This window comes from Microcoleus sp. AR_TQ3_B6, from assembly GCF_036702785.1.
In the GTDB taxonomy this organism is placed as follows: Bacteria; Cyanobacteriota; Cyanobacteriia; order Cyanobacteriales; family Microcoleaceae; genus Microcoleus.
Window position 1 is genome coordinate 73730 of the sequence record NZ_JAUBVJ010000020.1, and the last position, 25297, is coordinate 99026.

General features: G+C 47.1%; 23 protein-coding genes and 1 pseudogene. 12 read left to right on the forward strand and 12 right to left on the reverse strand.

Annotated features, from left to right (window positions below):
* Positions 1-33 precede the first annotated feature (33 nt).
* The 3 genes from QUB56_RS12630 to QUB56_RS12640 form a co-directional block, all read right to left on the reverse strand.
* A complete protein-coding gene (locus tag QUB56_RS12630; protein WP_332955547.1) occupies positions 34-1788 on the reverse strand; it encodes an asparagine synthase-related protein in 1755 nt (584 codons plus the stop codon).
* A gap of 187 nt (positions 1789-1975) precedes the next feature.
* Entirely contained in the window at positions 1976-2782 is an 807-nt protein-coding gene (locus QUB56_RS12635) for an SDR family NAD(P)-dependent oxidoreductase (RefSeq protein WP_332955548.1), read from the reverse strand.
* Positions 2783-3528: 746 nt separating this feature from the next.
* Positions 3529-4962: a carotenoid oxygenase family protein gene (locus tag QUB56_RS12640; RefSeq protein ID WP_332955549.1), complete on the reverse strand. Its 1434-nt coding sequence runs from the start codon at positions 4960-4962 to the stop codon at positions 3529-3531.
* Between the two features lie 187 nt (positions 4963-5149).
* Between QUB56_RS12640 and QUB56_RS12645 the strand changes: the two genes are divergently transcribed.
* The 6 genes from QUB56_RS12645 to QUB56_RS12670 all read left to right on the forward strand — a co-directional run bounded on the left by QUB56_RS12645 (position 5150) and on the right by QUB56_RS12670 (position 11331).
* On the forward strand, positions 5150-6163 hold the full coding sequence (locus QUB56_RS12645) for an LD-carboxypeptidase (RefSeq protein ID WP_332955550.1): 1014 nt from the start codon (positions 5150-5152) through the stop codon (positions 6161-6163).
* A gap of 104 nt (positions 6164-6267) precedes the next feature.
* Positions 6268-7026, forward strand: a complete 759-nt coding sequence (locus tag QUB56_RS12650; protein WP_332955551.1) for a class I SAM-dependent methyltransferase — start codon at positions 6268-6270, stop codon at positions 7024-7026.
* 221 nt (positions 7027-7247) lie between these two features.
* A complete protein-coding gene (locus tag QUB56_RS12655; RefSeq protein ID WP_332955552.1) occupies positions 7248-8249 on the forward strand; it encodes a cytochrome c oxidase subunit II in 1002 nt (333 codons plus the stop codon).
* A gap of 78 nt (positions 8250-8327) precedes the next feature.
* Positions 8328-10133, forward strand: a complete 1806-nt coding sequence (ctaD, locus tag QUB56_RS12660) for a cytochrome c oxidase subunit I (protein WP_332955553.1) — start codon at positions 8328-8330, stop codon at positions 10131-10133.
* A gap of 150 nt (positions 10134-10283) precedes the next feature.
* Positions 10284-10907 carry a heme-copper oxidase subunit III gene (locus QUB56_RS12665; RefSeq protein WP_332955554.1) on the forward strand — a complete coding sequence of 208 codons (624 nt, stop codon included), beginning with the start codon at positions 10284-10286 and terminating at the stop codon, positions 10905-10907.
* A 142-nt stretch (positions 10908-11049) separates the two neighbouring features.
* Positions 11050-11331, forward strand: coding sequence for an HNH endonuclease (locus tag QUB56_RS12670; protein WP_332955555.1), 282 nt, complete (start codon positions 11050-11052; stop codon positions 11329-11331).
* Positions 11332-11494: 163 nt separating this feature from the next.
* Here QUB56_RS12670 and QUB56_RS12675 read toward each other — a convergent pair whose 3' ends face one another.
* The 5 genes from QUB56_RS12675 to QUB56_RS12695 form a co-directional block, all read right to left on the reverse strand.
* Entirely contained in the window at positions 11495-11794 is a 300-nt protein-coding gene (locus QUB56_RS12675) for a (2Fe-2S) ferredoxin domain-containing protein (protein ID WP_332955556.1), read from the reverse strand.
* A gap of 141 nt (positions 11795-11935) precedes the next feature.
* Complete coding sequence (locus QUB56_RS12680; RefSeq protein ID WP_332955557.1) at positions 11936-12910, reverse strand: cysteine synthase A; 975 nt, start codon at positions 12908-12910, stop codon at positions 11936-11938.
* 65 nt (positions 12911-12975) lie between these two features.
* On the reverse strand, positions 12976-13557 hold the full coding sequence (locus QUB56_RS12685; protein WP_332955558.1) for a Uma2 family endonuclease: 582 nt from the start codon (positions 13555-13557) through the stop codon (positions 12976-12978).
* A 35-nt stretch (positions 13558-13592) separates the two neighbouring features.
* Positions 13593-14174 (reverse strand): Uma2 family endonuclease, encoded by a 582-nt coding sequence (locus QUB56_RS12690; protein ID WP_332955559.1) that lies wholly within the window; start codon positions 14172-14174, stop codon positions 13593-13595.
* Positions 14175-14473: 299 nt separating this feature from the next.
* The gene (locus QUB56_RS12695; RefSeq protein WP_332955560.1) at positions 14474-15112 is read right to left on the reverse strand and encodes a peroxiredoxin; all 639 of its coding nucleotides are present in this window, start codon (positions 15110-15112) and stop codon (positions 14474-14476) included.
* A 532-nt stretch (positions 15113-15644) separates the two neighbouring features.
* Between QUB56_RS12695 and QUB56_RS12700 the strand changes: the two genes are divergently transcribed.
* The 4 genes and pseudogenes from QUB56_RS12700 (at position 15645) to QUB56_RS12715 (ending at position 18477) form a co-directional block, all read left to right on the forward strand.
* Complete coding sequence (locus tag QUB56_RS12700) at positions 15645-15920, forward strand: hypothetical protein (protein WP_332955562.1); 276 nt, start codon at positions 15645-15647, stop codon at positions 15918-15920.
* Between the two features lie 95 nt (positions 15921-16015).
* Entirely contained in the window at positions 16016-16378 is a 363-nt protein-coding gene (locus tag QUB56_RS12705; protein WP_332955564.1) for a cupin domain-containing protein, read from the forward strand.
* Positions 16379-16977: 599 nt separating this feature from the next.
* Positions 16978-17885: pseudogene (locus QUB56_RS37175) on the forward strand (ChaN family lipoprotein).
* 10 nt (positions 17886-17895) lie between these two features.
* Positions 17896-18477 carry an NAD(P)H-dependent oxidoreductase gene (locus tag QUB56_RS12715; RefSeq protein ID WP_332955566.1) on the forward strand — a complete coding sequence of 194 codons (582 nt, stop codon included), beginning with the start codon at positions 17896-17898 and terminating at the stop codon, positions 18475-18477.
* Positions 18478-18621: 144 nt separating this feature from the next.
* Here the strand turns inward: QUB56_RS12715 and QUB56_RS12720 are convergent, their stop codons facing one another.
* The gene (locus QUB56_RS12720) at positions 18622-20712 is read right to left on the reverse strand and encodes a pentapeptide repeat-containing protein (RefSeq protein ID WP_332955568.1); all 2091 of its coding nucleotides are present in this window, start codon (positions 20710-20712) and stop codon (positions 18622-18624) included.
* A gap of 220 nt (positions 20713-20932) precedes the next feature.
* Here QUB56_RS12720 and QUB56_RS12725 point away from each other — a divergent pair, with 220 nt between their 5' ends.
* The gene (locus tag QUB56_RS12725) at positions 20933-21145 is read left to right on the forward strand and encodes a hypothetical protein (RefSeq protein WP_332955569.1); all 213 of its coding nucleotides are present in this window, start codon (positions 20933-20935) and stop codon (positions 21143-21145) included.
* Positions 21146-21303: 158 nt separating this feature from the next.
* Here the strand turns inward: QUB56_RS12725 and QUB56_RS12730 are convergent, their stop codons facing one another.
* The 3 genes from QUB56_RS12730 to QUB56_RS12740 all read right to left on the reverse strand — a co-directional run bounded on the left by QUB56_RS12730 (position 21304) and on the right by QUB56_RS12740 (position 24012).
* Complete coding sequence (locus tag QUB56_RS12730; protein WP_332955570.1) at positions 21304-21504, reverse strand: hypothetical protein; 201 nt, start codon at positions 21502-21504, stop codon at positions 21304-21306.
* A gap of 126 nt (positions 21505-21630) precedes the next feature.
* The gene (locus QUB56_RS12735) at positions 21631-22461 is read right to left on the reverse strand and encodes an inositol monophosphatase family protein (RefSeq protein WP_332955571.1); all 831 of its coding nucleotides are present in this window, start codon (positions 22459-22461) and stop codon (positions 21631-21633) included.
* A gap of 117 nt (positions 22462-22578) precedes the next feature.
* Positions 22579-24012 carry a BCD family MFS transporter gene (locus tag QUB56_RS12740; RefSeq protein ID WP_332955572.1) on the reverse strand — a complete coding sequence of 478 codons (1434 nt, stop codon included), beginning with the start codon at positions 24010-24012 and terminating at the stop codon, positions 22579-22581.
* A gap of 150 nt (positions 24013-24162) precedes the next feature.
* On the opposite strand from QUB56_RS12740, the gene QUB56_RS12745 reads away from it, so the two are divergent.
* On the forward strand, positions 24163-25107 hold the full coding sequence (locus QUB56_RS12745) for an aldo/keto reductase (protein WP_332955575.1): 945 nt from the start codon (positions 24163-24165) through the stop codon (positions 25105-25107).
* Positions 25108-25297 lie beyond the last annotated feature (190 nt).

Sequence of the window (25297 nt, forward strand, 5' to 3'; positions counted from 1 at the left end):
ACACGGCAGTGCCGTTTCCCTACCGAAAAGATATTACTTATTACCTTGCAGCCAAATTTCTAAACTCGTCAACAGCCACAGCTTAACGCCGTAACGCCCCCAGGTATCTCCTTCATAGTCTAGCCATTGACCTATCAAAGATTGGTTGAAATAAGGAGCGATCGCAGCTTTTTTCGACAGCAGCAAACCCTTAGCCTCTCGCTGCCAAAACTTCTTAAATCCCAACTGTACGGGAACCAGCATCCCGCTTTTGGGCCTGTCTAAAATTTGAGCGGGCAGAAGGTTTGCAACCGCTTGTTTTAAAACAGCTTTCTCCACAACTCCCGATAGTTTGTATTCCGGTGGAACAGTCATGCTCAAGTCAACTATTCGCTGGTCGAAAAGAGGCGATCGCCCGTGCAAATCCGCAGCTTGAGTCAAGTTGTTCACTTTGGTCAAAATCTGGTCTGCCCCCTTAAATTTAATATTTAAGGCCATTAATCGATTGAGATAATTGCCGCTGGCATTCAAATCCGCACTAAATACCGAAGGTTCTGTTTTTACCGCCGCCAAAATTTCCGGTTTTAACAGTTGAGGCAAATCGGCCGCGCACTTTTGAAAAGAGATTAAATAGGCTGGCAGCGAATCCAAATTAGTGACAGAATTGTACAAGCTATTAATTAGCATCGGTTGATTTTTCGGTCCGCCAAAACAGGGGTCGCCGCCTTCGCCGTTGAGGACAACTTCGACAGATTCTCGCGCCATTCTTGCTAATAGCAAGTTTGGCACTGTCAGCGGGTCGCCGATCGGATCGTCTAAATAGGCCATCGTTTCTGGCAACTTTTCCCACATATCCCGAAAGCTAATTTCTAAAATGTGGTGTTGAGTTTGGCAGTGTTCGGCAACTAAACTGGAAAACTCTAATTCGTTGGCGCATTCTGCACCAAAATGAATTGAGTAAGTGTGAACTGGTCGATCGTGAAATTTAGCAGCTAAAGCAGCTATGCAGCTAGAGTCTAACCCGCCGGAAAGAAAGACGCCTACAGGTTGATTTGCAGGCAAATATTCTCGGACAATTTCATCTAAAAGAGAGCGCAATCTCGCGCCGTGCCATTCTAAAGATTGTTCGGCTTCGGCAACTTGTTCTCGGAGTTCCCAGTAAGCGGAAATCGTCTCGTCAGGGAAGCTCAAAACGGTTCCTGGGCGCACTTCTCGCACTTGCTGCCAGAGGGTACGATCGCCCGGAACGAAGGAGCAGCAGAGGTAATCTCGCAGCGCTGTCAGGTCGATCGCCCTTGAATGGTATGGTGCGATCGCCCTTTGTTGAGGAGCAATCCAGCGAGTCGCGCCAACATTAGTGTAGTAGAGAGTGCGCGCCCCCGTGCGATCGCGCGCCAGCCGCAAAACTTGCCCTTCTCTGTCCCAAACCGCAAAGGCGAACATACCCGCCAGCATCGGCAAACATTCAACGCCCCAGCCTTCCCACAGTTGAGCGACTAATTGGCGATCGCACCCCTGCCAACTATTAGCAGAAATCCCCACTCTTTCCAGCAATTCTAATCGGTTGCTCAGCCAAATATCGCCGACAACTGCAAATTTTTCGGAGGGACTTAGAATTATTTGAGTGTTTGGGTTTGAGCAAATAATAGCGATTCGACCTTCTCGCCACGCTGTATTATCTTCTATCCCGTCTGTTTTTCCCCAAGCTATCCGCCAACTTGAGGCAAATTCAACCAGAGGATTTCGAGGGAGAGAGGATTTTTGTTTTTGGCTAGTTTTATAATTTAGGAAGGATTTTTTATTGCTCATTTTTGCGAAATCAAGATAATTTTAAATAATCTCAATTATAACAGAGCAAGGACTTACGCACTCCGACCAAAGAAACCGGGTTTTTTTCTAAATCTGCGGGCTGCAACAAAATATTTTCGCAAAAAAACCCGGTTTCTCGTCACCCGTGCGTAAGTCCTAATCAAAAAAGGGTTTATCGCCCGCTAGCTCAAGCCTCCCGCAATTTACGGCCCCGCGCTTTATCCCGAAGTTGTGGAGTCGCCATCCGCAACACAAAATCCAGCAACCAAGGCGCAAGTCGGTGACACCAAACTGCTAGATGACTTTGCCATCCTACCAAAATTTCCGGCGCATCTTTGTGCAATCCCGCGACAAGTGCTAGGGCGACTTTTTCGGGAGTTGTGGGCACTACCCACCGGAATTGCTCCAAGTCTCGCACCATGTCGGTATCTGTTAGGGATGGGAGCAAAGCTGTGACTCGAACATTGTACTGACTTAACTCGCTGCGCAAAGCTTGGGTGAATCCCAAAATCGCAAATTTGGTAGCAGAATAAGTCGCCATTGTCGGAGCGGCAATTTTTCCCATCAAGCTCGAAACATTGACGATTGTTCCCTCTTTTTGAGCCGCCATTCGCCGAGCTATCAAGCGGGTAATTGTGTAGGTTCCGAGCAAGTTTAAGGCGATTTCTGACTCGATTAAGGGCAGCGGGGAACGCAAGAATGATGCTTGGTGCGCGACGCCCGCACAGTTGACTAGCAGGTGAATCGGGCCGTAATCTCGCCAAGCTTGGGCGATCGCAATATTCACCGCTACTGACTGAGTTAAATCCAATGCTAGCGGCACTATTTCTGTGCCAAAAACATCGATTTCCTCTGCCAGTTCAATTAATTGCTTGCGGTTGCGCGCCACAATCACCAAACGTTTGACTCCTTGTCGCCCTAATTCCAGGGCGATCGCTCGCCCAATTCCGCGCGAAGCTCCTGTAACAAGAGCTGTTTTTCCTTGAAGTTGCATAGATTAAACCTTTTGGTAGATACTCACCGCGGCACGGAGTTATGAGTTTTGAGTTGTGAATTATCAGTTATGAGTTGAATATTTTGGCGGTAACAACTCATAATTCATAATTTTGGGAAAGCCTATCTTTTTTCGATAGACCTCATTTATTTGTGGGGTTAACTCAAAACTAAAAACTGTTGAATCGCTAACGTGCGCGTGAGTTGAACTAAACTTTTGGTGTGCCAGAAATCAGTCACATATCTGGTCTTTTAACCTCATTCGAGCAGACCGAGCCCAAATGAGAAAACCTAGTCGGGAATTATGCCAAAGCGGGCTTTATTACCGCTTTTTCTTCAGTTCGCGGAGGCGGACTTTGCCTGTGTAGCCGCGAATTCGCCGGATATTCACCGCGAATTTGTCATTGAGCGGGGTTCTCGAACCCCTCTTTCTTCAGTCCGTGGAGGCGGACTTTGCCTGTGCAGCCGGGAATTTATGCGCCGGGAATATTCGCCGGGATTGGTTAGTCGCCAGGGCTTGATTACCCCTCTTTTTTTAGTCCGCAGAGGCAGACGATATCCTGTGCCGCGGCGACTTAAAATCCCCGGGGATTCCTGCGAATTGGCACAGGATAATTGAGCAATGCAGATTATCAATTCCACACCTCCTAGATATGAGAATTTCCTATCTACACACACCTTAACAACTTGACAGAGAAGCGGCAACAATTTTTAATAAATCTTCCGCAACACTTCTTTACAATTTTCTCATACTGCCGATTTCCAAGTGCCGTGAAAGCTCAAAGGTATGACACCGGGCAATTCTAGCTGGCAAACAGGGGAATCTGAAAGTCTATCGCTGTCAAATATCCAGACTTCGCTGCTGTCAGAATTGCCGTCGTAAACAACTGTCAAAATCCAACCTTTGTCTGACGAAATATCTGGAACGTAGATGGGCTCGGCGGGATAGCGATTTTCGCCACAGTCGGCAATTGTGAGATTGCGGCTTTGCGTGTCAAAACGGGCGATCGCACCATAACGTTCCGGTACAATATCAACGTCAGGCCGATACATTGCCAGATAAATATACCGCGACTCTTGCCCTATTTCGGCAGCAGGTACCGTCGGAAACTCGCAAGGTTGATCCAACAATTCTTCTGTTGCTGTCACTTTCGCCGTCTGAGGATTGAGATGCACCCGCCACAGGGAACCCTCCGCATCAGTGCGAGTTTCACCCGCCGCTACTTCTTTCAGCCGCCGATTAGTTTGAAAGTCCGGGAAGCGCACAAAATCAACCGCCACCGAACCATCTTCCTTGACAAAACCGTTAGCAAAATGCCACTGAAACCAAGGTGCGGTTTCGCCGCGACTAACTAAAGATAGAGTTTCCGAGTCAACCACTAATATCTGCGTTCCTAACTCCGGTTTCCATTCAAAAGAGTCGCCGTAACTGCTAATTCCAGCTAATACTGGCAAAAATTTGAGTCGTACTGGCGGCACAAAAAATATTAGATACTTTCCAGCCAAAACAAAATCGTGCATCAGGGGAATTCCATCTAAAGCAACAGTTGCTTTTTCCACGATTTTGCCTGTAGGAGCGCTTTTATACAGATTCAACTTTGTACTCACACCCGGTGTAATTCCAAAGTTAAAAATATTGCCTGTAATCGGGTCACGCTTGCAGTGAGCGGAATAGGGAAATTCTCCTGCTGAATTTCCTAAATTATCGATGCCAATAGTTTCTAAAGTTTGCAAATCGAGGCTGTGAGGCGGGCCGCCTTCCCACAAAGCTAAAAGGCGATCGGGCAAAGCTAAAACAGAAGTATTGGCAGCATTTTTAATAGGTTTCGTCCACCGCAACCACACTGGACCCGGTGCTGTCATGCCGTAATTAGTGTAGAGAAATTTATCAGATTTTTTCTCAGCTTGATATTCCGCTGTCTGCACGTAGCGATAAACAGCAGCAGCACCGGCATCGGTAAAATGTACTGCCAAAATTGCACCGTCGCCGTCAAACCAATGTCCCACAGTCATGCCGCCGCGTTCCAAACGTGCGGGCCCGTTGCGGTAGAGAGTGCCGCGCAATCCTTCGGGAATTTTACCGCTTTTAACCAATAGCGGAGTCAGCGGAAACTCTGCCGCCGGACGGGCTAAAGCTTGAGCCCAAGATTTTTTAGCTGAGATTTTAGTCTTTGTTTGCATTGGAAACTCGCAATTTTCAACTGATATGGCAGAGATTTTGCTATACAATTATAGCACAAATTATCTATAACACTTCTCGCGTGAGCCATTCATCAACGAATTAACAATTGCTCAATCCCCCAATCTCAAATCTAAAATCTAAAATCCCAACCTGTACCTCACTTAATCGAACAAGGGTATAACACCTATGACTCTCCGCCGCCGTGTTCTGCTCAGAACTTTTGGGCTGACTGCTATTGGTACTCAGCTTTTGCCGTTAGCCCAAACTAACCTATCTCCCAAAAGTGCGATCGAGCCGCGCCGCCTGCAAGTCGGCGATACTGTAGCTTTAATCAATCCTGCCGCTTTCAACTACGAAAAAGAAGTGCAGCCATTTTTTAAAGTTCTGGATAAGCTGGGTTTAAAAGTTAAATTGGGACAGCATTTTTACGACCGCTACGGCTATTTAGCAGGCAAGGATGCCGATCGCGCCGCCGATGTCAACGCAGCCTTTGCCGATGACGAGGTGCGAGCTATTTTTACCGGGATGGGCGGCTGGGGCTGCGGTCGGATCTTGCCACTCCTGGATTACAATATTATCCGCAACAATCCTAAAATTATTATGGGATTCAGCGATATTACTGCGCTGTTATTGGCGATTTATGCTAAAACTAATATTGTTACTTTCCACGGCCCCTTAGGCGTGTCAAATTGGAGTCCCTTTACAGTAGATTACGTCAAAAAAGTTTTGTTTGAGGGAGGTTCGGTGACGCTGCAAAACTCCAAAAGCGTGCAAGTTGAAACAATCTGGCGCGGAACAGCTAGGGGAAAATTAATCGGTGGCAATTTATCAGTTATAGCAGCAATGGTGGGATCGGCTTATTTGCCGGAGTGGGAAAATAGTATTTTGTTTGTCGAGGAAGTTGGCGAAGAAGTTTATCGAATCGATCGAATGTTGACGCATCTCAAATTAGCGGGTATTCTCGATCGCATATCCGGTTTTATTTTCGGACAGTGTACCAAGTGCGAAGCGGAAAAACCCCAAGAGTCCCTAACCTTACCTCAAGTCTTGTCAGACCACATTCGTCCCTTGAAGATTCCCGCCTGGTACGGTTCAATGGTGGGACACATCCGCGATAAGTTCACTTTGCCGATCGGCAAACAAGTCGAAATTGACGCAAATTCTGGTACAATCAAACTGTTAGAATCCGCCGTCAATTAAATCATGCACTCTTCTCGAGCTTCCCGAGGCAGAGCCTCGGGATCTGCGTTCCCAGGCAGAGCCAGGGAACGAGAAATAAATTAAACACACTCATCAGAAATATCGTGAAAAAAACCGCACAATTCCTTAAACCATTAACAGTAATAATCCTGACAATTATTTGCCTGTTGCCGCTCAATGCCTGTGCAAAAGCAAATAAAATCGCCAACAGCGACACCATTTACCAGCAGCGAACCGTCCACAATCCCGACGGAATCGGCAAATTTTACATGGGTCGAGAAATTGCCCAAGTCATGGGATATCAAGGCGCTGGTTGGCTGGAAAGACCGTCTCGCGGCATGGAAGAAAAATCAGCTCGATTAGTCAACAATCTTGATTTAAAACCAACCGATATTGTAGCAGACATTGGAGCGGGAACGGGATATATTAGCTTTCGCATCGCTCCCTTACTTCCACAAGGAAAAGTTTTAGCAGTTGACGTGCAGCCGGAAATGATTAATTTTATAGAATTGAATAAACAAGAAAAAAATATCGCTAACGTTGAGCCAGTTTTGGGAAATATCGACAATCCGAATTTGCCGGAAAACAGCGTGGATTTAGTTGTGATGGTCGATGCTTATCACGAATTTGCATATCCCAGAGAAATGATGCAAGGAATTGTGAAAGCACTCAAACCGGGAGGCCGCGCGGTATCGATCGAGTATCGGGGCGAAAACCCCCTGATTCCCATTAAAGGTTTGCACAAAATGACGCAGAAGCAGGTGAAAAAAGAAATGGCAGCCGTTGGTTTAGTATGGAAAGAGACAAAAGATATGTTACCTCAGCAGCATTTGATGGTGTTTGAGAAACCATCTCAAATTTAGCCGCCAAACCGAGCGATTGCATACCATTTTTCATCATTTTTGTCAAGGTACAAAAGACGTATTTTTTAGGCGCGCGGGCGCTCGGTCAAACATACTAAGCCTTAAGTAACCCTTAAGATGGACATTTTACTAAAAATACCATTTACAATTAAAAATTGATAACCCAGAGGCGCTTCCTTCATTTTACAAGCGAAGAAGTGTCGCTATTAAGAAGTACCAGCGTGAACATTCCAAGTTCCATCCTCACCATGCTCGCCGGCATCGTAGTGACTCTGATCAGTCTCTGGTACGGGCAGAATCACGGTTTACTACCGATCGCCGCCTCTGATGAAGCATCCGAGATCGACGCACTCTTCAATACAATGATGACCATTTCCACTGGATTATTTATCATGGTTCAGGGAGTGCTGATCTATGCTGCAATTAGATATCGCCGCCGTAAAGGAGACAACACAGACGGCCCGCCTTGGCATGACAACTTTCCCTTAGAAATTCTTTGGACAGCCGTGCCGGCAGTGATTATTTTAGGTATCGGAGTCTACAGTTTTGAGATTTACAACTCAATGGGAGGCCTCGATCCGATGGGCAATCACGACCACGGCACCATGCAAGCGCACTCTAAAATGCGGGGAAGTGCGATCGCAGCCACACTCTCAGATACACCCCAAAACGCCCCTCAAATTCCGTCTCAAAAATTCGTTGCTTTAGGCGTAGGCGCTTCCCCAGAAAATGAAAACACACAACCAGACTTAGTTGTAAATGTCATGGGTTTGCAGTACGCCTGGATTTTTAGCTATCCAGAAAGCGGCGTTAGTTCCGGCGAACTGCATATCCCAGCCAACCGCGACGTACAGCTAAATATCTCAGCTCAAGACGTGCTGCACGCATTTTGGCTGCCGGAATTTCGCCTCAAACAAGATGCAATTCCCGGGCGGCCGAGCGAACTGAGATTTACAGCAACTAAAACCGGCGAATACCGGGTTGTTTGTGCTGAATTGTGCGGCGCTTATCACGGAGCGATGAAAGCTTTAGCAGTCGTTCACACGCCCGAAGAATTCGACAGTTGGCTGCAAAGCCAGCAAGTTGCTAGCAGTCAAAACTTAGAGCAAGCAGTTGCAGCCAATCCAGGGGAATTGTCAGACGGTGAATTTTTGGCTCCCTACGTCAGGGAAATAAAAATTAATTCCGAAACCCTAGAACAACTTCACCCAACTCATCACTAAAAATAGTCATTAGTTTCTGGCACTGGGTCTTCGATCCCGAGCCAATAACTAATGACTAATAACTAATGACTAATAACTATGACACAAGCACAGTTCCAAGAAAGTGCCAACACTGAGGCTCGCGGAACAGCGCCCGCCGATAGACATTGGCGCGACTACTTCACTTTTAATACCGACCACAAAGTCATCGGTATTCAATACCTAGTCACAACATTTATTTTCTATCTAATCGGCGGCGTGATGGCAACTTTGGTGCGAACAGAACTCGCCACCCCCGACGCCGATTTTGTCACCCCCGAACTCTACAACAGTTTATTTACTGTTCACGCCACGGTGATGATCTTCCTGTGGATCGTACCCGCCGGAGCCGGATTTGCTAACTTTTTGATCCCCTTAATGATTGGGGCAAAAGACATGGCATTTCCCAGGCTGAATGCCGTTGCCTTTTGGCTAATTCCCGTAGGCGGCGTGTTGCTGTTGAGCAGTTTTTTGGTAGGAGCTCCACAGGCGGGTTGGACTTCTTATCCGCCTTTGAGCTTAGTTACTGCTCAAGCGGGCGAAGAAATTTGGATTCTCAGCGTTTTGATTCTGGGAACTTCTTCGATTTTGGGGGCGCTGAATTTTGCCGTTACCATCTTTACCATGCGGGTTCCCAGCATGGGTCTCAATGAAATGCCTTTGTTTTGCTGGGCGATGATTGCGACTTCAGCGCTGAGTTTGATTGCTACTCCAGTGTTAGCCGCAGCTTTGATTTTGCTGTCCTTTGACTTGTTAGCAGGGACGGCATTTTTTAACCCGACCGGTAACGGCGATCCCATCGTCTACCAGCATTTATTCTGGTTTTATTCGCACCCCGCAGTTTACATTATGATTCTGCCCTTTTTCGGGGTGATTTCAGAAGTTTTGCCGGTGCATTCGCGCAAGCCAATTTTTGGTTATTTGGCGATCGCATATTCCAGTCTCGCGATCAGCTTTTTGGGCTTGATCGTGTGGGCTCACCATATGTTTACCAGCGGCACCCCCGGCTGGCTGCGGATGTTTTTTATGATCACGACTATGATCATCGCCGTACCAACTGGGATTAAAATATTTAGCTGGTTGGCAACTATTTGGGGAGGCAAACTCCGGCTTGTCAGCGCCATGCTATTTGGGATGGGTTTTATCTCAACATTTGTCCTCGGCGGCATCACCGGGATCATGGTAGCTTCCGTACCTTTCGACATTCACGTTCACGACACTTATTTTGTCGTCGCTCACCTACACTACGTGCTGTTTGGCGGCTCAGTGTTTGGCATTTACGCTGCTTTTTACCACTGGTTCCCCAAAATGACGGGGCGGATGATTAATGAATTTTGGGGTAGAGTTCACTTTGTTTTAACCTATGTTGGCTTTACTGTAACTTTCCTGCCGATGCACGCTTTGGGGATGCAAGGAATGCCCCGGCGGGTGGCAATGTACGACCCGAAATTTACCACAATTAATGTCATTTGTACTGTCGGTTCTTATATGCTGGCAGTGTCTACAATCCCGTTTATCATTAATGTGATTTGGAGCTGGATGTACGGCCCGAAAGCAGGTGACAATCCTTGGCAAGCTTTGAGTTTGGAATGGATGACGACTTCGCCGCCCCCGATCGAAAATTTTGAAGGAGTGCCGGTATTGGCAACAGGGCCTTACGATTACGGCATGGAAAAAATTCAGAATACAGGGGAACGTCTCAGGCTCAAGTTGAGGGAAAATGCCACCCGCAACGCCCAGAAACAGGGTATTCCTATTGCGGAGGCTCAAGCTTCAACTTTCTTTGGCGGTACTGCCACTTTGGTCGCTCCTGAATCAGACATAGATGTTGATTCTCCTGCTGATGAAAGTCAAGATGGCGAGTAGTTATTAGTCATCAGTCATCAGTCATTGGGCATTGTTGACTGTTGACTGTTGACTGTTGACTGTTGACTAATGACTGATGACTAATGCGAACTGCCCGCTGCCAACTGACAACTGACAACTGACAACTGACTTCTTCATTACCAATTTCTTATGCAAATTCCAGCGATCGATCCGGCAAAAACAGCCCTTAACTACCACCACGAGGCAGAGGTAGAAGCACACGGTGTCGAGCACCCAGACCACCGAATGTTAGGTGTAATTGTCTTCCTGTGCGCTGAAGGCATGATATTTTTCGGTATGTTTGCGGCGTATTTGATTTATCGGGCGATGGCCCCCGTGTGGCCTCCTGAAGGTACGCCGGCGCGTGAGTTATTGCTGCCGGGAATTAATACGATAATTTTGATTGCTAGCAGTTTTGTGATTCACAATGCGGATACTGCAATCAAAAAAAATGATGCGGCGGGAATGCGCAATTGGCTGCTCGTAACTATTGCTATGGGTGCAGTTTTCTTGGGCGGTCAGGTTTACGAATACGCTCATTTAGAGTTTGGCTTGACGACGAATTTGTATGCCAGTTGCTTTTACGTTTTGACTGCTTTTCACGGCTTGCACGTTACGTTGGGAGTGCTGCTGATGGTGGCAGTGGTGTGGCGCTCCCGCACCCAAGGTCACTATTCTAGCGAGCACCACTTCGGAATCGAAGCGACTGAGATTTACTGGCACTTTGTGGATGTTATTTGGATTGTTTTGTTTTTGCTGCTTTATATTTTGTGACGCCTAGGTTCTGCTTGGATGCCCCCTTTTTTAGGGGGTTTTTTTTGTCCAGAACTAGGCTCGACCTTCATTCACATGAATTAAAGCCGATCGCGCTAAACTAAAAGTAGCAATTCTCCTATCCAGCAGCATTGAGAAAATTATGCAGTGCGAATTGTGCGATCGACAAATGGAAGCATTAACCGCCCATCACCTCATCCCCAAACAAAACACCAAGCGGAAAAACGAAGATCCCAGCCCGACAATCGACATTTGCTCCGCTTGTCACCGCCAGATTCACTCTCTATTTGACAACAAACACCTCGCCCAAGAGCTCAATACCCTGGAAAAGCTCAAAAATGACCCTGAACTCCATAAATTTGTCTCTTGGATTAAGAAACAAAAAACCGACAAACGTATTCAAGTACGTAGCAAAAAAGCTTGATCGCAGGGTCCGCACTCAGGTATATAGTCCTGGACGCACTTGCTGGGTGAAACCCGGTTTCTTCATAAATTTTTCCTTTCCCAACCCCAGGTTTTACAGCCGAAGTCACCGAAATTCTCCGCCGGTTGTTGGCGGAAGAAATTTCTTAAACGCGGGCGAGCGACTACTTAGAAAGTCGGTGAAACTTGCGGTAAAGCATCCTCTCCACCGGCTTTCCTCCCCGCAAATGTTGCTCAGTTATTGTCGCAACTTCTTCAGGGCAAACGCCATTGTACCAAACCTCTTCTGGTAGCACCAACACCATCGGCCCGTTGCCGCACTGTCCCAAACAACTGCTAGCAACAACTTCAACTTCGGAGGGCGACAATTGCCGAAAAGCTGCCAGTACCTTTGCTGCATTTTGCTTGCGACAAGTGCGGTTTTGACAAACAAGAACTTGCTGAGAAGATTCTTTGATTTTCATGTTTTTTTACTTGACAGTCTGCTACATATATGGTATTTTTTTATCATGGGAATAGGTGCGCGCATATATGCCCAGATATATGCCCAGATTTTTTTTTTATATAAGCCCCGATTTTAAGGTGCGCCGCAGCACACCTGACGGTTAATCTGGTGACAAACCTTTGGAAGCCAACCATTGTCGATCGAACAAACGCGACTGATACCGAGCCCCGCCGTCGCAGAGTACCGTAACAATCGTATGTCCAGGCCCCATTTGCTTCGCCAAAGCCACCGCCGCCCCCACATTAATCCCCACAGAACCGCCCATAAACAGCCCTTCTTTCCTCAGCAGTTGGTAAATCACCCGCACAGCTTCAGTATCGTCAATTTGAATGGCATCGTCTACCGGGGCATTCTCCATATTTGCAGTGACGCGACTGGTGCCAATTCCCTCAGTAATCGAACTGCCTTCAGTCTTAATTTCCCCAGTTTTGAAATAACTGTAAAGCCCGCTGCCCATCGGGTCTGCCAAGACAATTCTCACAGCAGGATTTTTTTCTTTCAAAAACATTCCTACGCCAGCAAAAGTGCCGCCGGTACCCGTAGCTGTTACCCAAGCATCAATTTTCCCGTTTGTTTGTTCCCAAATTTCCGGGCCAGTTGTCTCGTAATGAGCTCGGCGATTGGCTAAATTGTCAAACTGATTTGCCCAGACTGCATTCTCCATTTCCTGCGCCAATCTTCCCGACAATTTGACATAATTATTCGGGTCTTTGTAAGGAACAGCGGGAACAGTCCGAACTTCAGCGCCCAAGGTTTTCAAAGCATCGATTTTTTCTTGAGATTGGTTATCGGGAATCACAATCAAACATTTGTAACCTTTAGCGTTGCAAATGTGGGCTAAACCGATGCCAGTATTGCCGGCAGTGCCTTCAACAACAGTGCCGCCCGGTTTCAACAAGCCTTTTTCTTCTGCATCTTTGATGATGTAAAGAGCGGCCCTATCTTTAACGGAACCGCCGGGATTGAGAAACTCTGCTTTGCCGAGAATTTCGCAGCCAGTTTCTTCGCTGAAGCTGTTTAAGCGAATTAGTGGGGTGTTGCCGATTGTGCCTACAAAGCCGTTTTTAATATCCATATTTTTTTCGTGTTGGCATCCTATTATTAATTTTTACAATAAGTTGATATTTATTGCTAGCAGTTCTACCAAATCTTGCTCATATTGAGTACGAAGCCGGGCAAAACGGGGTCGCCGCTGACTGTCGCGGGATTCTCCAAACATTCTTCTGGCAAACCAGGACGGTAAATATAAACTCTGCGATTTTTGCGGTCAATCAACCAGCCTAACTGCACTCCTGGTTCTCTCATATATTCTTGCATTTTTTCTTGCAAGGGCTTGAGATTGTCAGAAGCTGACCTCAGTTCTACTACAAAATCCGGGCAAATAGGTGGGAATTTATCTTGCTGTTCTGGTGACAAAGCATTCCACCGTTCCAATTTAATCCACGAGGCATCTGGAGACTTGTCACCCATTGAAAGCTTAAATCCCGTACAGGAGTCAAAACACATACCGGTTCCATCTTGCCCGGCCCAAATATACAACTCTCCAAAGACGCTACCGCTGCGATTTCCTGTTGTTCCACCAGTAGGGGGCATAATTAGCAATTCTCCCGATTTGTTGCGTTCTATGCGTAACTCACTATTGATTTGACAGAACTCGAAAAACTCGTCATCTGTCATTTGCAATTTGGGCGGTATTCGCAACAGAATTTTTGATGTCAACATAATTGATTTCCTCGATCGTTGCTCCTATACTAAGCTTACCAAATATTGCTCATATTGAGTACGAATCCGGGCAAAACAGGGTCGCCGCTGACTGTCGCGGGATTCTCCAAACATTCCTCTGGCAAACCGGGACGATAGATGTAAACTCTGCGATTTTTGCGGTCTATAAGCCAGCCTAACTGCACTCCTGGTTCTCTCATATATTCTTGCATTTTTTCTTGCAATGGCTTGAGATTGTCAGAAGCCGACCTGAGTTCTACTACAAAATCAGGGCAAATCGGGGCAAACTTTTGCTTTTGTTCTGGTGACAAAGCATTCCACCGTTCCAGTTTAATCCACGAGGCATCTGGAGACTTGTCACCCATTGAAAGCTTAAATCCCGTACTGGAGTCAAAACATATACCGGTTCCATCTTGTCGGGCCCAAATATACAACTCTCCAAAGACGCTACCGCTGCGATTTCCCGTCTCCGAACCAGTAGGGGGCATAATTAGCAATTCTCCCGATTTGTTGCGTTCTATGCGTAACTCACTATTGATTTGACAGAACTCGAAAAACTCGTCGTCTGTCATTTGCAATTTGGGCGGTATTCGCAACACAATTGTTGATGACAGCATTTTGCCTTTCCTCCACTCTAAATTGTTCAGACAAGATTGCACAATTTCTTTGTTTTTCGTGAGGACTTGAGTCCTAAAAAATCAGGATTAAGGACTCAAGTCCTAACTATAAGCTGGTGTGGGATCAATTCCGGTTGTATCGGAATGATTAAACCGCAGAGGGCACAGAGGACACAGAGAAAGAGAAGAGAGAGATAATAATTCCGATGTCAGGGGATTTGATATGACGCGCGAATTATAGAGGTAAGGTGCTCCGCGGGCACCCTACATAATTAGTTCTGCTTCCAGGAATGTTAAACCTATTTATTCGGCTGAGGAGTCATCCGCAAATAAGGCTTAATCGGCGTGTAGCCTTTAGGAAATTTCTCTGCCAACTCTGCGGGGTCGGTAATTGAAGGTACGATTACGCAATCGTCGCCGTCTTTCCAATCAACCGGAGTTGCAACGCTGTATTTGTCCGTAAGTTGCAAGGAATCAATTACTCGCAAAATCTCATTGAAATTCCGACCAGTACTCGCCGGATAAGTAATGCTCAAACGCAATTTCTTTTGCGGGTCAATTACAAAAACTGTGCGGATTGTTAAGTTGTTCAGCGAGTTGGGATGGATCATGTCGTAAATGTCGGAGACTTTACGATCGCCATCTGCTAAAATCGGATAATTGAGGGTGACATTTTGAGTTTCCTCAATATCTTTAATCCAGCCCATGTGAGAATCCACATCATCGACGCTGAGGGCAATGGTTTTGACACCCCGCTTTTCAAATTCAGACTTGAGACGGGCCACTGCACCGAGTTCTGTGGTGCACACTGGAGTGTAGTCTTTCGGGTGGGAAAACAACACGACCCAGCTATCGCCGGCCCATTCGTAGAAATTGATTTCCCCTTCAGACGAAGCTTGGGTAAAGTTCGGAACTGTATCGCCTAATCGCAGAGTCATAAAAAAAGTTCGGTAAGTGGGAAACTCAGAGACTTTAGTCCTGAGAGGAAAACGACCAGGCGATTTCAATCGCCTTGAATCCCCTTTCGGGGTTCCAGAGGTATGGTTGCCTCTGGGGTGAGGTATGGCTGCCTCAATCTCCCTTTCGGGGTAATGTTCGCTTTGTGCCTTTGTTATAAAGGCTTGTCACGTTTACAGCACTGTTTTACGGACTTTAAAACTGTTTAACTGTAAACAACAGAGCCCAAAACTAGCGTCGCATTCACCGGTGTTATGACCTAAATAACGCAGTCAGCTAAGACTTAGGCCTGTCAGTACAGCTTGCTCGAGCTCTCTTACAAGCTCAATGGCTTTAGCCCGCTCGTTACTGACAACGGATTTCCTCTAATTTTATTTAAGGACTGTTCCTTATCATGCCATAATTCCCCGGTTTCTCGATCGAGCTGTAAAGGATTCTAAACTTTTGGGTCGATCGAGCGCCAGTTCCACTACTGTAAGGTATGTATGGCTTCTAACGCTGAATTTTCTTGCTATGCTTTACTTTTTGCTTAAGGCAATACAGCCTGTTTTAGTGCCCCTGTGTTTTGTCTCCGCCTGGGGTTTAGTTTTTTTAATCTTTGCGACTATCGGGCGTACTGTCTCCGACTCCATGCGCCGAGCTCAGCGGATGCACCAAATCCCTTGTGCTAACTGCGTATTTTTCACGGGCGACTACCACCTCAAGTGTCCCGTTCAACCTACTATAGCTTTATCTGAAGATGCGATCGACTGTCCTGATTATCGATCGCATTCGGGAATTTACGGTTAAAACATCCAGCCGCCGCTTTACATATTTCTTAACATCTCTGGCTCTTTCAATTAAACTTAAGTTGTGGTAAAGAGATTTTTAGGAGTCTGGAAAGAATGCTAATTCAAAAGCTAAATGCCTGCGACGAGTTTATTGCTGGCGACGGTACTCAACTGCGAGAATTGCTGCATCCAGACAAACAAGCTGTAGATTTGCGTTACAGTTTAGCCCACGCCACTTTGCCCGCGGGACAAACTTCTGTGCTGCACTCCCTGACAACTTCTGAAGTTTACTACATCCTCAGCGGCGTTGGAGAAATGCACATCGATGACGAAAATCAATTCGTGGAAGCTGGAGATGCAGTTTACATTCCCCCAAACGCCATGCAGTTTATTTACAACTGCGGCACAGAGCCGCTAATATTTATTTGTATCGTCGATCCCGCGTGGCGAAAGGAAGACGAGACAATTTTCCAGTAATTTTCTAGGTTTTCTCCTTTTATGCTCGTTACCCAGCTTTGCCCGGTAACGCATATCTAGAGGCTCTGCCTCTACTGCAAAAAACATCACAAACCGAAAATTTCTTTTAACAACAACAGCACCCAGCCATATGTACCGAGTGACTTCCTTTTTTCTCAACTTCGATGTGGAGTTGCAATAATCCTCGGATTCAGTTGCATTGCTCCCCTCTAATTAGTTTAGGAAGTATCAGCTTTGTTGGTGGGTGCTGCTATTGGTTTTTAATGAGACAGATGTGAGATGAAACAGCGTTTTACTCCTTAGATTCTATTGTGAACTTCGCTGTGGGATCTGGATGTGGTATCTGTCAGAGAAGCTTTTTGTTCGCTTCATATTATTAATTTAGCACCTTCTTCTAGAAGCGCAAGTACCTGCAACTAAACTTTACAAAAGAAGGAAGAAGGAAGAAGGAAGAAGGAAGAGGGAAGACAATCCTCTATGGATATAGATAATTACGACTAATTATGAAGTTAAATTAAGCAGCGAGCTTTCTAGCTGCTCAGCTAAAATAGTAGAGTTCGGCTGTGCTTGCTGCTGCGAGAAACAGGCATAATGTGTGTATGAAAACAACCAGACTCATCAAACTGTGCGCCTTATCGCTGAGTATCTTTCTGCTGTGCAGCAGTGCAGCGGCTGCTTCAACGACGGCGAACCCTCAACCTGGGGAGAGTTACACTAACCAAGAGATTCTGCAACAGTTGGTGAAGGCAAAAGTCGTTTATCTGGGAGAAACCCACGATAGCGCGGAAGACCACCAAGCTCAACTAAAGATTGTCCGAGAAATGCAGCGGCAAAATCGGAAAATTGCGATCGCGATGGAAATGTTTCAGGGTCCCTTTCAAAGCGCGATCGACAACTACTTAGCCGGTAAACTGACTCAAGAGCAATTAGTCGAGCAAACAGAGTACGATCGCAGATGGCGTTTTCCCTGGGAATCTTACGCCCCTATTTTGCGGTTTGCCAAAGAAAATCAACTACCTGTCCTCGCCTTAAATACACCCTCCGAAGTAACGAGAAAAGTTCCCGTCAAGGTTTAGAAAGCCTCACAGCCGAGGAAAAAAAGCACATTCCGCCAATATCGGAAATTCGCACCGACAACGCCGCATACCGGCAACTGCTGCTAGAAGTTTACCAGGAACACCAAAAGGCAGAACAGGGAAATAGTACGGCTTTTGAAAGATTTGTGCAAGCCCAAGTTTTGTGGGACGAAACTTGGGCGGAAAAAATAGCCCAATTTGTCAAAGCAAACCCTGACTATCAAGTTGTGGTGTTGGGGGGGAAAGGACACATTATTTACGGTTACGGCATTCCCAGCCGCGTCGAGAGGCGTTTGGGAGTCGGGAATGTAAAAGTGCGATCGGTCTTATTAATTCCAGTGAAAATCCTCCTTTGTCGGCAGATAGACCCATTGCTGACTTTGTTTGGCATCACTCGGAATAGTACAATTTTACTCGAAAGCAATAATTAGGAAAAAATCAATGACAAACAGACCAAAAATTCTCGCATTTGCCGGAAGTACCCGCGAAGCATCCTATAACAAACTGCTGGTAAAAGTTGCGGCGGCTGGGGCTAGGGCGGCGGGCGCAGAAGTTACTTATGTAGATTTGCGCGATTTGCCGATGCCGCTATTTGACGAAGATTTGGAAGCAAAAGAGGGAATGCCAGAAAATGCCCGCAAATTGAAGGAATTGATGGTAGCGCATCACGGGTTTTTAATAGCTTCCCCTGAGTATAACAGTTCAATTACGCCTGTTTTGAAAAATGCGATCGATTGGGTATCGCGCCCAGCACCGGGTGAACCGGGATTAGTGGCATTTACGGGCAAAGTAGCGGTAATTATGAGTGCTTCGCCAGGCGGACTCGGCGGTTTGCGGGGATTAGTGCATTTGCGATCGATCCTGGGAAATATTAACGTATTGGTACTCCCGGATCAGAAAGCAATTCCCCAAGCTTTTGAAGCATTTAATCCTGACGGTACGATGAAAGATCCCAAACAGCAGGAGTCTGTTGAAAATCTCGGTGCTAAGTTGTCTAATGTGCTGTCGAAATTAATCGCATGAGGCAATAAATTCATTTTGCAGTAGGGACACAGCAATGTTGTGTCCTAATTCTAGCTATACATATACGTAAGTCATGTTGAAAGTGAAATTGTACAGACAAGCATCCTAGGGCGTGTTTTCCAACTACTCAACCCTACGCTATTCCTACTCTGGATTTTGCCATCCTTCATAAGCTGCTAGCAAAATATTCACGTAAGAATTGTCGGTGATTTCCTTCACGGCTTCGATGCCTCCAGATTTCAACGCGCCGATGACTCGTTCTTTGAGTGCTGGATTTTTGGCGATATTTTTCACCGCTACGTCGATTACTGCTTGGGTATCGGCGGGGATGTCGGGGGGATAGGAGCGATCGAGAATTTGCAGCAATTGTTGGGTTTCTACTGGGTTGGAACGATTGTAGTAATCCCCTTCAACATAAGTGGCTCGATCGTTGACATTAGTTTCGCGATAGTCGCCGGGACCCATTTTAATAGTTCGATTAGTCATTTTGTTATCTCCTTTATGGTTGATATTAGTAATGGAAAATGGGGATGTCTGGCTACGGGATTGTAACAGTTTTTCCATTAATTGAAGTTTTCCTTCACGCTCAAAAAGAAGGGTGCGTAGCTCTTCTGGCGACAGAGACTTCAATTCATTTAGATTATTGAAATAGCGATTGTGCAGGGAGCTTTGGTCAGCATTGGGCGCAGTTTCCGCCCGCAACAGTACTTTATCCCGGTTTTTGCCCTTTTTCTCGAACGATACCCATTCTAAGTCAGCATCGGGGTTTTCGTCTCGAAGCTTTTGGAATGCTAGGAGAACCAAGCGCAAATCTTCCGGGCGGTTGTGGTAAAGGTCGAGAGTTTGTTTGAGAGGAGTGATGAAATCACTAAAATCTCCGTCTTCAAAGGTTTTGTTCTGGTCCTTGGGTTCGCGATGGGGATCTTGATCGAGACGTTCGGAGGGTGGAAGTTGCAGAAAGGGCGGGCACTGGTTCGGCGGCAGACGCCTATAGACGTACTCGCAGCGAATTCCATCGAGTCGGGTTTCTGTTGTGATGCCCCAATCTTCAATGTAGGCTCCGGTAAGGGTGGCTCCTGTAAGATCGGTTCGATCGAGCTGTGTCTGTACGAGTTTAGCATGGCTAAGAATTGCATCTTGCAAGTTAGCGTCGCTGAGGTCGGCGAGGATGAAGCTGGCCTCAGCAAGTTTTGCGCCTTGCAAGTTGACACCGCGTAAGTTCAGCCGATCGAAATTTCCCTTTTCTCCTTCTCGGGTTGTCACCAGTTCGCGAATGTGGGGATAGTTGAGATAGGTGGTTCCAGGACGAGCGCGATCGAGTTTTTCAGCATCTTTCCAACAGGTGCGAGTGAGGGTGGCTTCGCGGAAATTGCTACTTTTGAGGGTGGCTGCGGTAAAGTTAGCATCGGTGAGGGTAGCACAGTAGAAGCGAGTTCCGCCGAGGGAACCGAAGGCGATGGCAAACTGGCGCACGATGGCAAATTTTTCGTCTTCTTTCATGGCTCGCCATGCGACGTAGAGGCTCAGGAGGATGGCGGCTCCTGATACGGCTCCTGCCACGGCAAAGGCCAAAGCTACGGCTCCTGCCACGGCTCCGGCCACGGTGACGGCGACAATGACGACGACAGTGACGGCTCCGGCTCCGGCTCTGGCTTTGGCTCCGGTGACGGCGACGGCGACGGCTCCAGCTCCGGCGAAGGTGAAGGCTCCGGCTAAAGCGAAGGCTCCGGAGACGACTCCGGTGACGGCTCCTGCGAAGGCTCCGGCTCCGCCAACAGCGACAGCGAAGGCGACGGCGACGGCGACGGCTCCAGCGACGGCTATCAAACTAACTGCCTGAACGGTAAATCCATGACAGACGATCACACCACATATAGCAATTACGACGAGGGCAAAAAAAATACTCAATACCCATTTTTCTAGTAGGCTCTCAACAGACAGGCTCGCAGCCACTACAAACACCCCGGAATATGATGCCAGAATTCCCGACAAAGCTGACATCAGCAATGCCAGCACCCACTGCACCGCCACCCAGAACCATTGCAGTCCCGCCGTGGCTCCCGCGAAGTTCGTCCCCGTCAGAGTGGCGTGGCTGAAGTTCGCTCCCCGGATATCGGCCTCGCTGAAGTCCGCTCCCGACAAATCTTTCTTGACAAACGACTGTCCCCGCAGGCTCACGCCCTTAAAATCTCGCCTGCCTTGTTTGTATTCTTGTAAAACTTGACTCGCTTTCATCCGTGTGCTGTTGTTGTGGTTTCCCCTGCCCTCTCGATATTGCGACGGCCCCGATGTATTCCATTTTTCTATATCCGGTTTTACCTCCGATCCGAAAAATAGAGTTTTTTAAGGGTTTTTGATGTTTTCTATCTTTGCGTATCTCTAACTGTATTTCCGCTCCTCACAAATCGAACAACTCATCTGGTTCATTTCCGATATATTGTGCTGTCGAAATTAATTGCATGAGGCAATAAATTCATTTGGCAGTTGGGACACAGCAATGTTGTGTCCCCATCCCAGCATCTGTTATTTTGCCGGCTGCATCAAGGGCGATCGCGCCGCAGAATTGCTACGATCCGAGTCGGTTGACTGTTATTCTCACCCGCAAATTAACATGACATTGACCGGATATCCCGACTCAGCACCTGCTAAGACGAGTAGCCGCGCTTGATAATTGCACTTAGAAAATCATCCGTCTGGTGAATCCCTGAAATTGTGCGATCGAGATTAGTTCGATCGCCAACCGCAGACTTTCCCGAGTTTCTTCCAAAGTTTTTTGTTGTACGATCGCACTGAATAGCTCTTCGACCTAGCCAATATACCACTCATCTACTTTTTCCAACACCGCAGCAAACGTATTTTCGATTGTGCCTCTACTGGAAAACGGGTAGAATTTTCTTTTATAGAGATAATAGCTCGTTGAAAAATTACCACAAATTGTACCAGCACCGCATCACCCGATCGCCCTAAAAGAAAACCACCCGATCGCATATTGCCAGAAATAGACAAGAGCAGGGATACTTTAACCATCGGTCATCGGTCGGTATATCTTGCAAACAGCACGGCAGGCGTGGGAGACTCCTCCGTCACGCCTGCCAGGCTGTTTTATTTTATAATTGCTCGATTGCCTACGGCATAGCTTCGCTAGCGCACAAATCACCCCATTTTTTTCTTCTTCCAAGCCTCGACAAACGGCAAAAACACCGACACCAACTCCTGCCGGTTCATCACCAAAGTCGGATAAGAAATCCTGCCGTAATTCTTCCCCACTTCCAGCGGAAAAATCGCCTGAGACTCCAGCGGTAGCCAAACCGCACCAGCAGCCTTCACAATTACCCAACTCCCGGCAATATCCCAAATTTTCGGCGTCGCTTCCACTCCTCCCAACACCGCACCCGAAGCCACCGTCAAAAAATTGTAACTAGCCATACCCAACATCCGAACTTTACTCGGAATATGAGGCGCCATTCCCACACTCCGCGAACACAAATTAAAAAAATGATTCCCACTCATTCGATCGGCACTCGGCCGAATTGGCTGCCCGTTTAAAAACGCACCTTGAGGCATATTGTCAAACACGCCACCCGCCAAATCAGGTGCATAAAAACCGTGAAAAGACTGATTAATTGGCGGCAAATGCACGCAGCCAAAAACCGGAGTTCCGCGATACAACAAACCCAAAGAAATACCCCAAATCGGAATTCCCCTAGCAAAATTAGTTGTTGCATCCAAAGGATCGACAACCCAACACCATTCAGTATCTGGGAAAACCTGTTCTCCTTCCTCGCTCAAAATGCCGTGACTGGGAAAAGTAGATGCGATCGCACTTCTAATTTCCGCATCAGCCCACTTATCGGATTTCGTCACCAAACTCCCGTCATCCTTCTCATCCGCTTGCACGGAACCAAAATCTTGCAACAACTGCTGTCCGACTCTCTCGACAGTAACCCGTGCAAAACTTAAAATAGAATCCCAAAAATTAGTCATTAGTTATTCGTTATTAGTTATTGGTTATGAATTATTGGAACTAACAACCGCCCCAGGATTTCCTGACAACTGACACCTGCTTTCCTGTCAACTGCCAGAGGCTTTCCTGACAAAACATCAGTCTAATTCATTTTCAAGAATAGTTGCGATCGCAGTTTTAGCATTATCCTGAAACTCCCGAACATCCACCCTACCCAACAGCCAAACAGCCAGAATCATACCCACGGCAGGCACCCCAAAAACCAACCCATAAGCCAGCATTGGCACCCCAAATAAACTTCTGCCCAGATCCAAAATAGCACCGCCGCTAACCGTCGCCACACCGCGCGCCATCGCCTGCGACAAACCCCAAGCGCCAATAAAAGTCCCAGCAGTTTCCGCAGCAGTCAAATCCAACATCAAACTCAGCGCACCCGTCGTCGTAATTCCCGAAGAAAAACCAAACAACATTAAAGCCGACTTAAACACAACTGGATTTCCTGTGAATCCCGATAAAATAATTAAACTCAAACAAGTCGCCACCGACAAACAGCCCAACCTAATCGTATTTTGCTTGCCAATTCGGGGCACAATTAAAAAACCAGTTGCGCTCAAACCGATCAGAGTACCAGTACCATAAATAGCATTCAACCGAGTAGTTTCCGAAATCGGCATCTTAAAAATTTCCCCGCCGTAAGGTTCCAAAACCGCATCCTGCATAAACAAGCAAATTGTCATAACCAGCAGGAAAGTAAAAAACAAACCGGTTTGGCGGCTAGCAGTCAAAATCCGCAGCGCACTTCCCAGAGTAATTTTATCTTCTCGGTTCACTGCGCTCGATCGCACCCCGTACCGCGAATATTTTTTCTCAACCCCAAAAGTTGCAATTCCCACCAACAGCAAAACAAGCGCCGGCACCTTCACAAACAAACCGTTAATCGAAGCCTGCAAAACTTCCCGCGGCACATCCCCATCAATTTGCTTGAGCAAACCGCTGCTAATAATTGCCCCAATAATAATACCAACCATCAGCATCGACCACACCACACCCACCAACTTCGATCGGTCCTCCTCATCAGAAACATCCACCAACAAAGCAGCAAAAGGAGTCGAACTCGAACAAATAGCAATACCGTAAAGCGCAAAAATCAAACCCAACAAACCCACCCAACCGTAAGTAGCAGTCGTCCACCCCACAGCCTCCAAACTGCTGCCCAAGCGCCACATCACCTGCACCGCCAAAAAAGCAGAAATCACAAACAGAACCCCCCCCATCCACACATAACCTGTGCGGTGATGGCCAAACAAAGGTCTAGCATCAGACATTTGCCCGAACCACACCCTAGCCGGCGCCACAAACTGGTGCATAGCCAGGGTACCAGCCACCACAGTAGCCGGAATCGCCAACTCCTTAATCATGACGCGGTTGAGAACCCCCAGGGTCAAAATCGACATCATGCCCAATCCCATCTGAAACAAACCCAACCGGAACATAGTCAGCAGGGTAACTCTCTTTTGGGCAGGAGTCGCCGAATCTGTTAATCTTGAATCTGGCAAACGGTCGATCGACATAACTATTCAAATAAACACAGCATTTGAATTTATAGTAACTGAGATATAGCAACCCGCCGCCTTTCCTCCCCCGGCTAGAAGCTCGATCGCGATTATTCGTATAAATTCATATAAAAATAAAGAGAATCAATAACCGTGGATTTACCAACCGTGACAACCATTACCCTAGGACAAAATGGCCCAGCCGTCATTCCCCTGTGCGTCGGAACTTGGGCTTGGGGCGACAAACTATTTTGGAACTACGGCAGCAACTACGGCGCCGCTGAAGTCGAAGCAGCATTCAAAACATCCCTAGACAGCGGAGTCAACTTTTTCGACACAGCCGAAGTCTACGGTAACGGCTTGTCAGAAGAATTACTGGGGCAGTTTCTCAAAAAAACCAGCCAACCCGTGCAAATAGCCACCAAATTCGGCCCCCTACCTTGGCGGATTACAGGAAAATCAGTTTCCGACGCTTTGAGTGCCAGCTTAAAACGCTTGCAAGTAGAACAAATAGCCCTATACCAAGTGCACTGGCCCTTCACTTTTTTACTCCGTCAAGAAACCCTGATGAACGCCTTAGCCGATGAAGTAAAAAAAGGCAGAATTCAAGCAGTAGGAGTCAGCAACTATTCAGCAGAACAGATGCGCGAAGCCCACAAAATACTAGCAGCCAGAGGCGTTCCCCTAGCAACAAATCAAGTCCGGTACTCCTTGCTGTCGCGGCAAGTAGAAAAACAAGGAATTGTGAGTGCAGCCCGCGAATTGGGAGTCACAATTTTAGCTTACAGCCCCTTAGCCCAAGGATTGCTAACCGGCAAATATACAGCCCAAGAACAACCTACAGGAGCCCGCAAACTGGACTCCCGCTTCAGCAAAAGCGGCCTCGAAAAAATCGAATTAGTCATGTCCACCCTGCGGAAAATGGGCAAAAAGCGATCTCGCACGCCCGCCCAAGTAGCCCTCAACTGGCTAATCGCCCAAAACAAAGTAATCCCAATTCCCGGCGCCAAAACCGCAAAACAAGCCCAAGAAAACGCAGGCGCATTAGGCTGGACTTTAAGCCAAGATGAAGTCAACCAACTAGAACTAATGACTCGTCCCTGGCTAGAATAAATTTGTTAATTGTTGACTGTTGACTGTTGACTGTTGGCTGTTGGCTGTTGGCTGTTCGCCGTAGGTTGGGTTTTACTTCACTCTACCCCACCTACAGTTAACTTTCTTCTCCTCTCTTCCTTCTTCCTTCTTCCTTCTTCCTTCTTCCTTCTTCCTTCTTCCTTCTTCCTTCTTCCTTCTTCCTTCTTCC

Bases quoted from the DNA above. Each gene is read 5' to 3' on its own strand.
- QUB56_RS12630 (WP_332955547.1), bottom strand. From the start codon at position 1,788: ATGAGCAATAAAAAATCCTTCCTAAATTATAAAACTAGCCAAAAACAA.
- QUB56_RS12635 (WP_332955548.1), bottom strand. From the start codon at position 2,782: ATGCAACTTCAAGGAAAAACAGCTCTTGTTACAGGAGCTTCGCGCGGA.
- QUB56_RS12640 (WP_332955549.1), bottom strand. From the start codon at position 4,962: ATGCAAACAAAGACTAAAATCTCAGCTAAAAAATCTTGGGCTCAAGCT.
- QUB56_RS12645 (WP_332955550.1), top strand. From the start codon at position 5,150: ATGACTCTCCGCCGCCGTGTTCTGCTCAGAACTTTTGGGCTGACTGCT.
- ctaD (WP_332955553.1), top strand. From the start codon at position 8,328: ATGACACAAGCACAGTTCCAAGAAAGTGCCAACACTGAGGCTCGCGGA.
- QUB56_RS12665 (WP_332955554.1), top strand. From the start codon at position 10,284: ATGCAAATTCCAGCGATCGATCCGGCAAAAACAGCCCTTAACTACCAC.
- QUB56_RS12670 (WP_332955555.1), top strand. From the start codon at position 11,050: ATGCAGTGCGAATTGTGCGATCGACAAATGGAAGCATTAACCGCCCAT.
- QUB56_RS12675 (WP_332955556.1), bottom strand. From the start codon at position 11,794: ATGAAAATCAAAGAATCTTCTCAGCAAGTTCTTGTTTGTCAAAACCGC.
- QUB56_RS12680 (WP_332955557.1), bottom strand. From the start codon at position 12,910: ATGGATATTAAAAACGGCTTTGTAGGCACAATCGGCAACACCCCACTA.
- QUB56_RS12685 (WP_332955558.1), bottom strand. From the start codon at position 13,557: ATGTTGACATCAAAAATTCTGTTGCGAATACCGCCCAAATTGCAAATG.
- QUB56_RS12690 (WP_332955559.1), bottom strand. From the start codon at position 14,174: ATGCTGTCATCAACAATTGTGTTGCGAATACCGCCCAAATTGCAAATG.
- QUB56_RS12695 (WP_332955560.1), bottom strand. From the start codon at position 15,112: ATGACTCTGCGATTAGGCGATACAGTTCCGAACTTTACCCAAGCTTCG.
- QUB56_RS12700 (WP_332955562.1), top strand. From the start codon at position 15,645: ATGCTTTACTTTTTGCTTAAGGCAATACAGCCTGTTTTAGTGCCCCTG.
- QUB56_RS12705 (WP_332955564.1), top strand. From the start codon at position 16,016: ATGCTAATTCAAAAGCTAAATGCCTGCGACGAGTTTATTGCTGGCGAC.
- QUB56_RS12715 (WP_332955566.1), top strand. From the start codon at position 17,896: ATGACAAACAGACCAAAAATTCTCGCATTTGCCGGAAGTACCCGCGAA.
- QUB56_RS12720 (WP_332955568.1), bottom strand. From the start codon at position 20,712: ATGAAAGCGAGTCAAGTTTTACAAGAATACAAACAAGGCAGGCGAGAT.
- QUB56_RS12730 (WP_332955570.1), bottom strand. From the start codon at position 21,504: ATGGTTAAAGTATCCCTGCTCTTGTCTATTTCTGGCAATATGCGATCG.
- QUB56_RS12735 (WP_332955571.1), bottom strand. From the start codon at position 22,461: ATGACTAATTTTTGGGATTCTATTTTAAGTTTTGCACGGGTTACTGTC.
- QUB56_RS12740 (WP_332955572.1), bottom strand. From the start codon at position 24,012: ATGTCGATCGACCGTTTGCCAGATTCAAGATTAACAGATTCGGCGACT.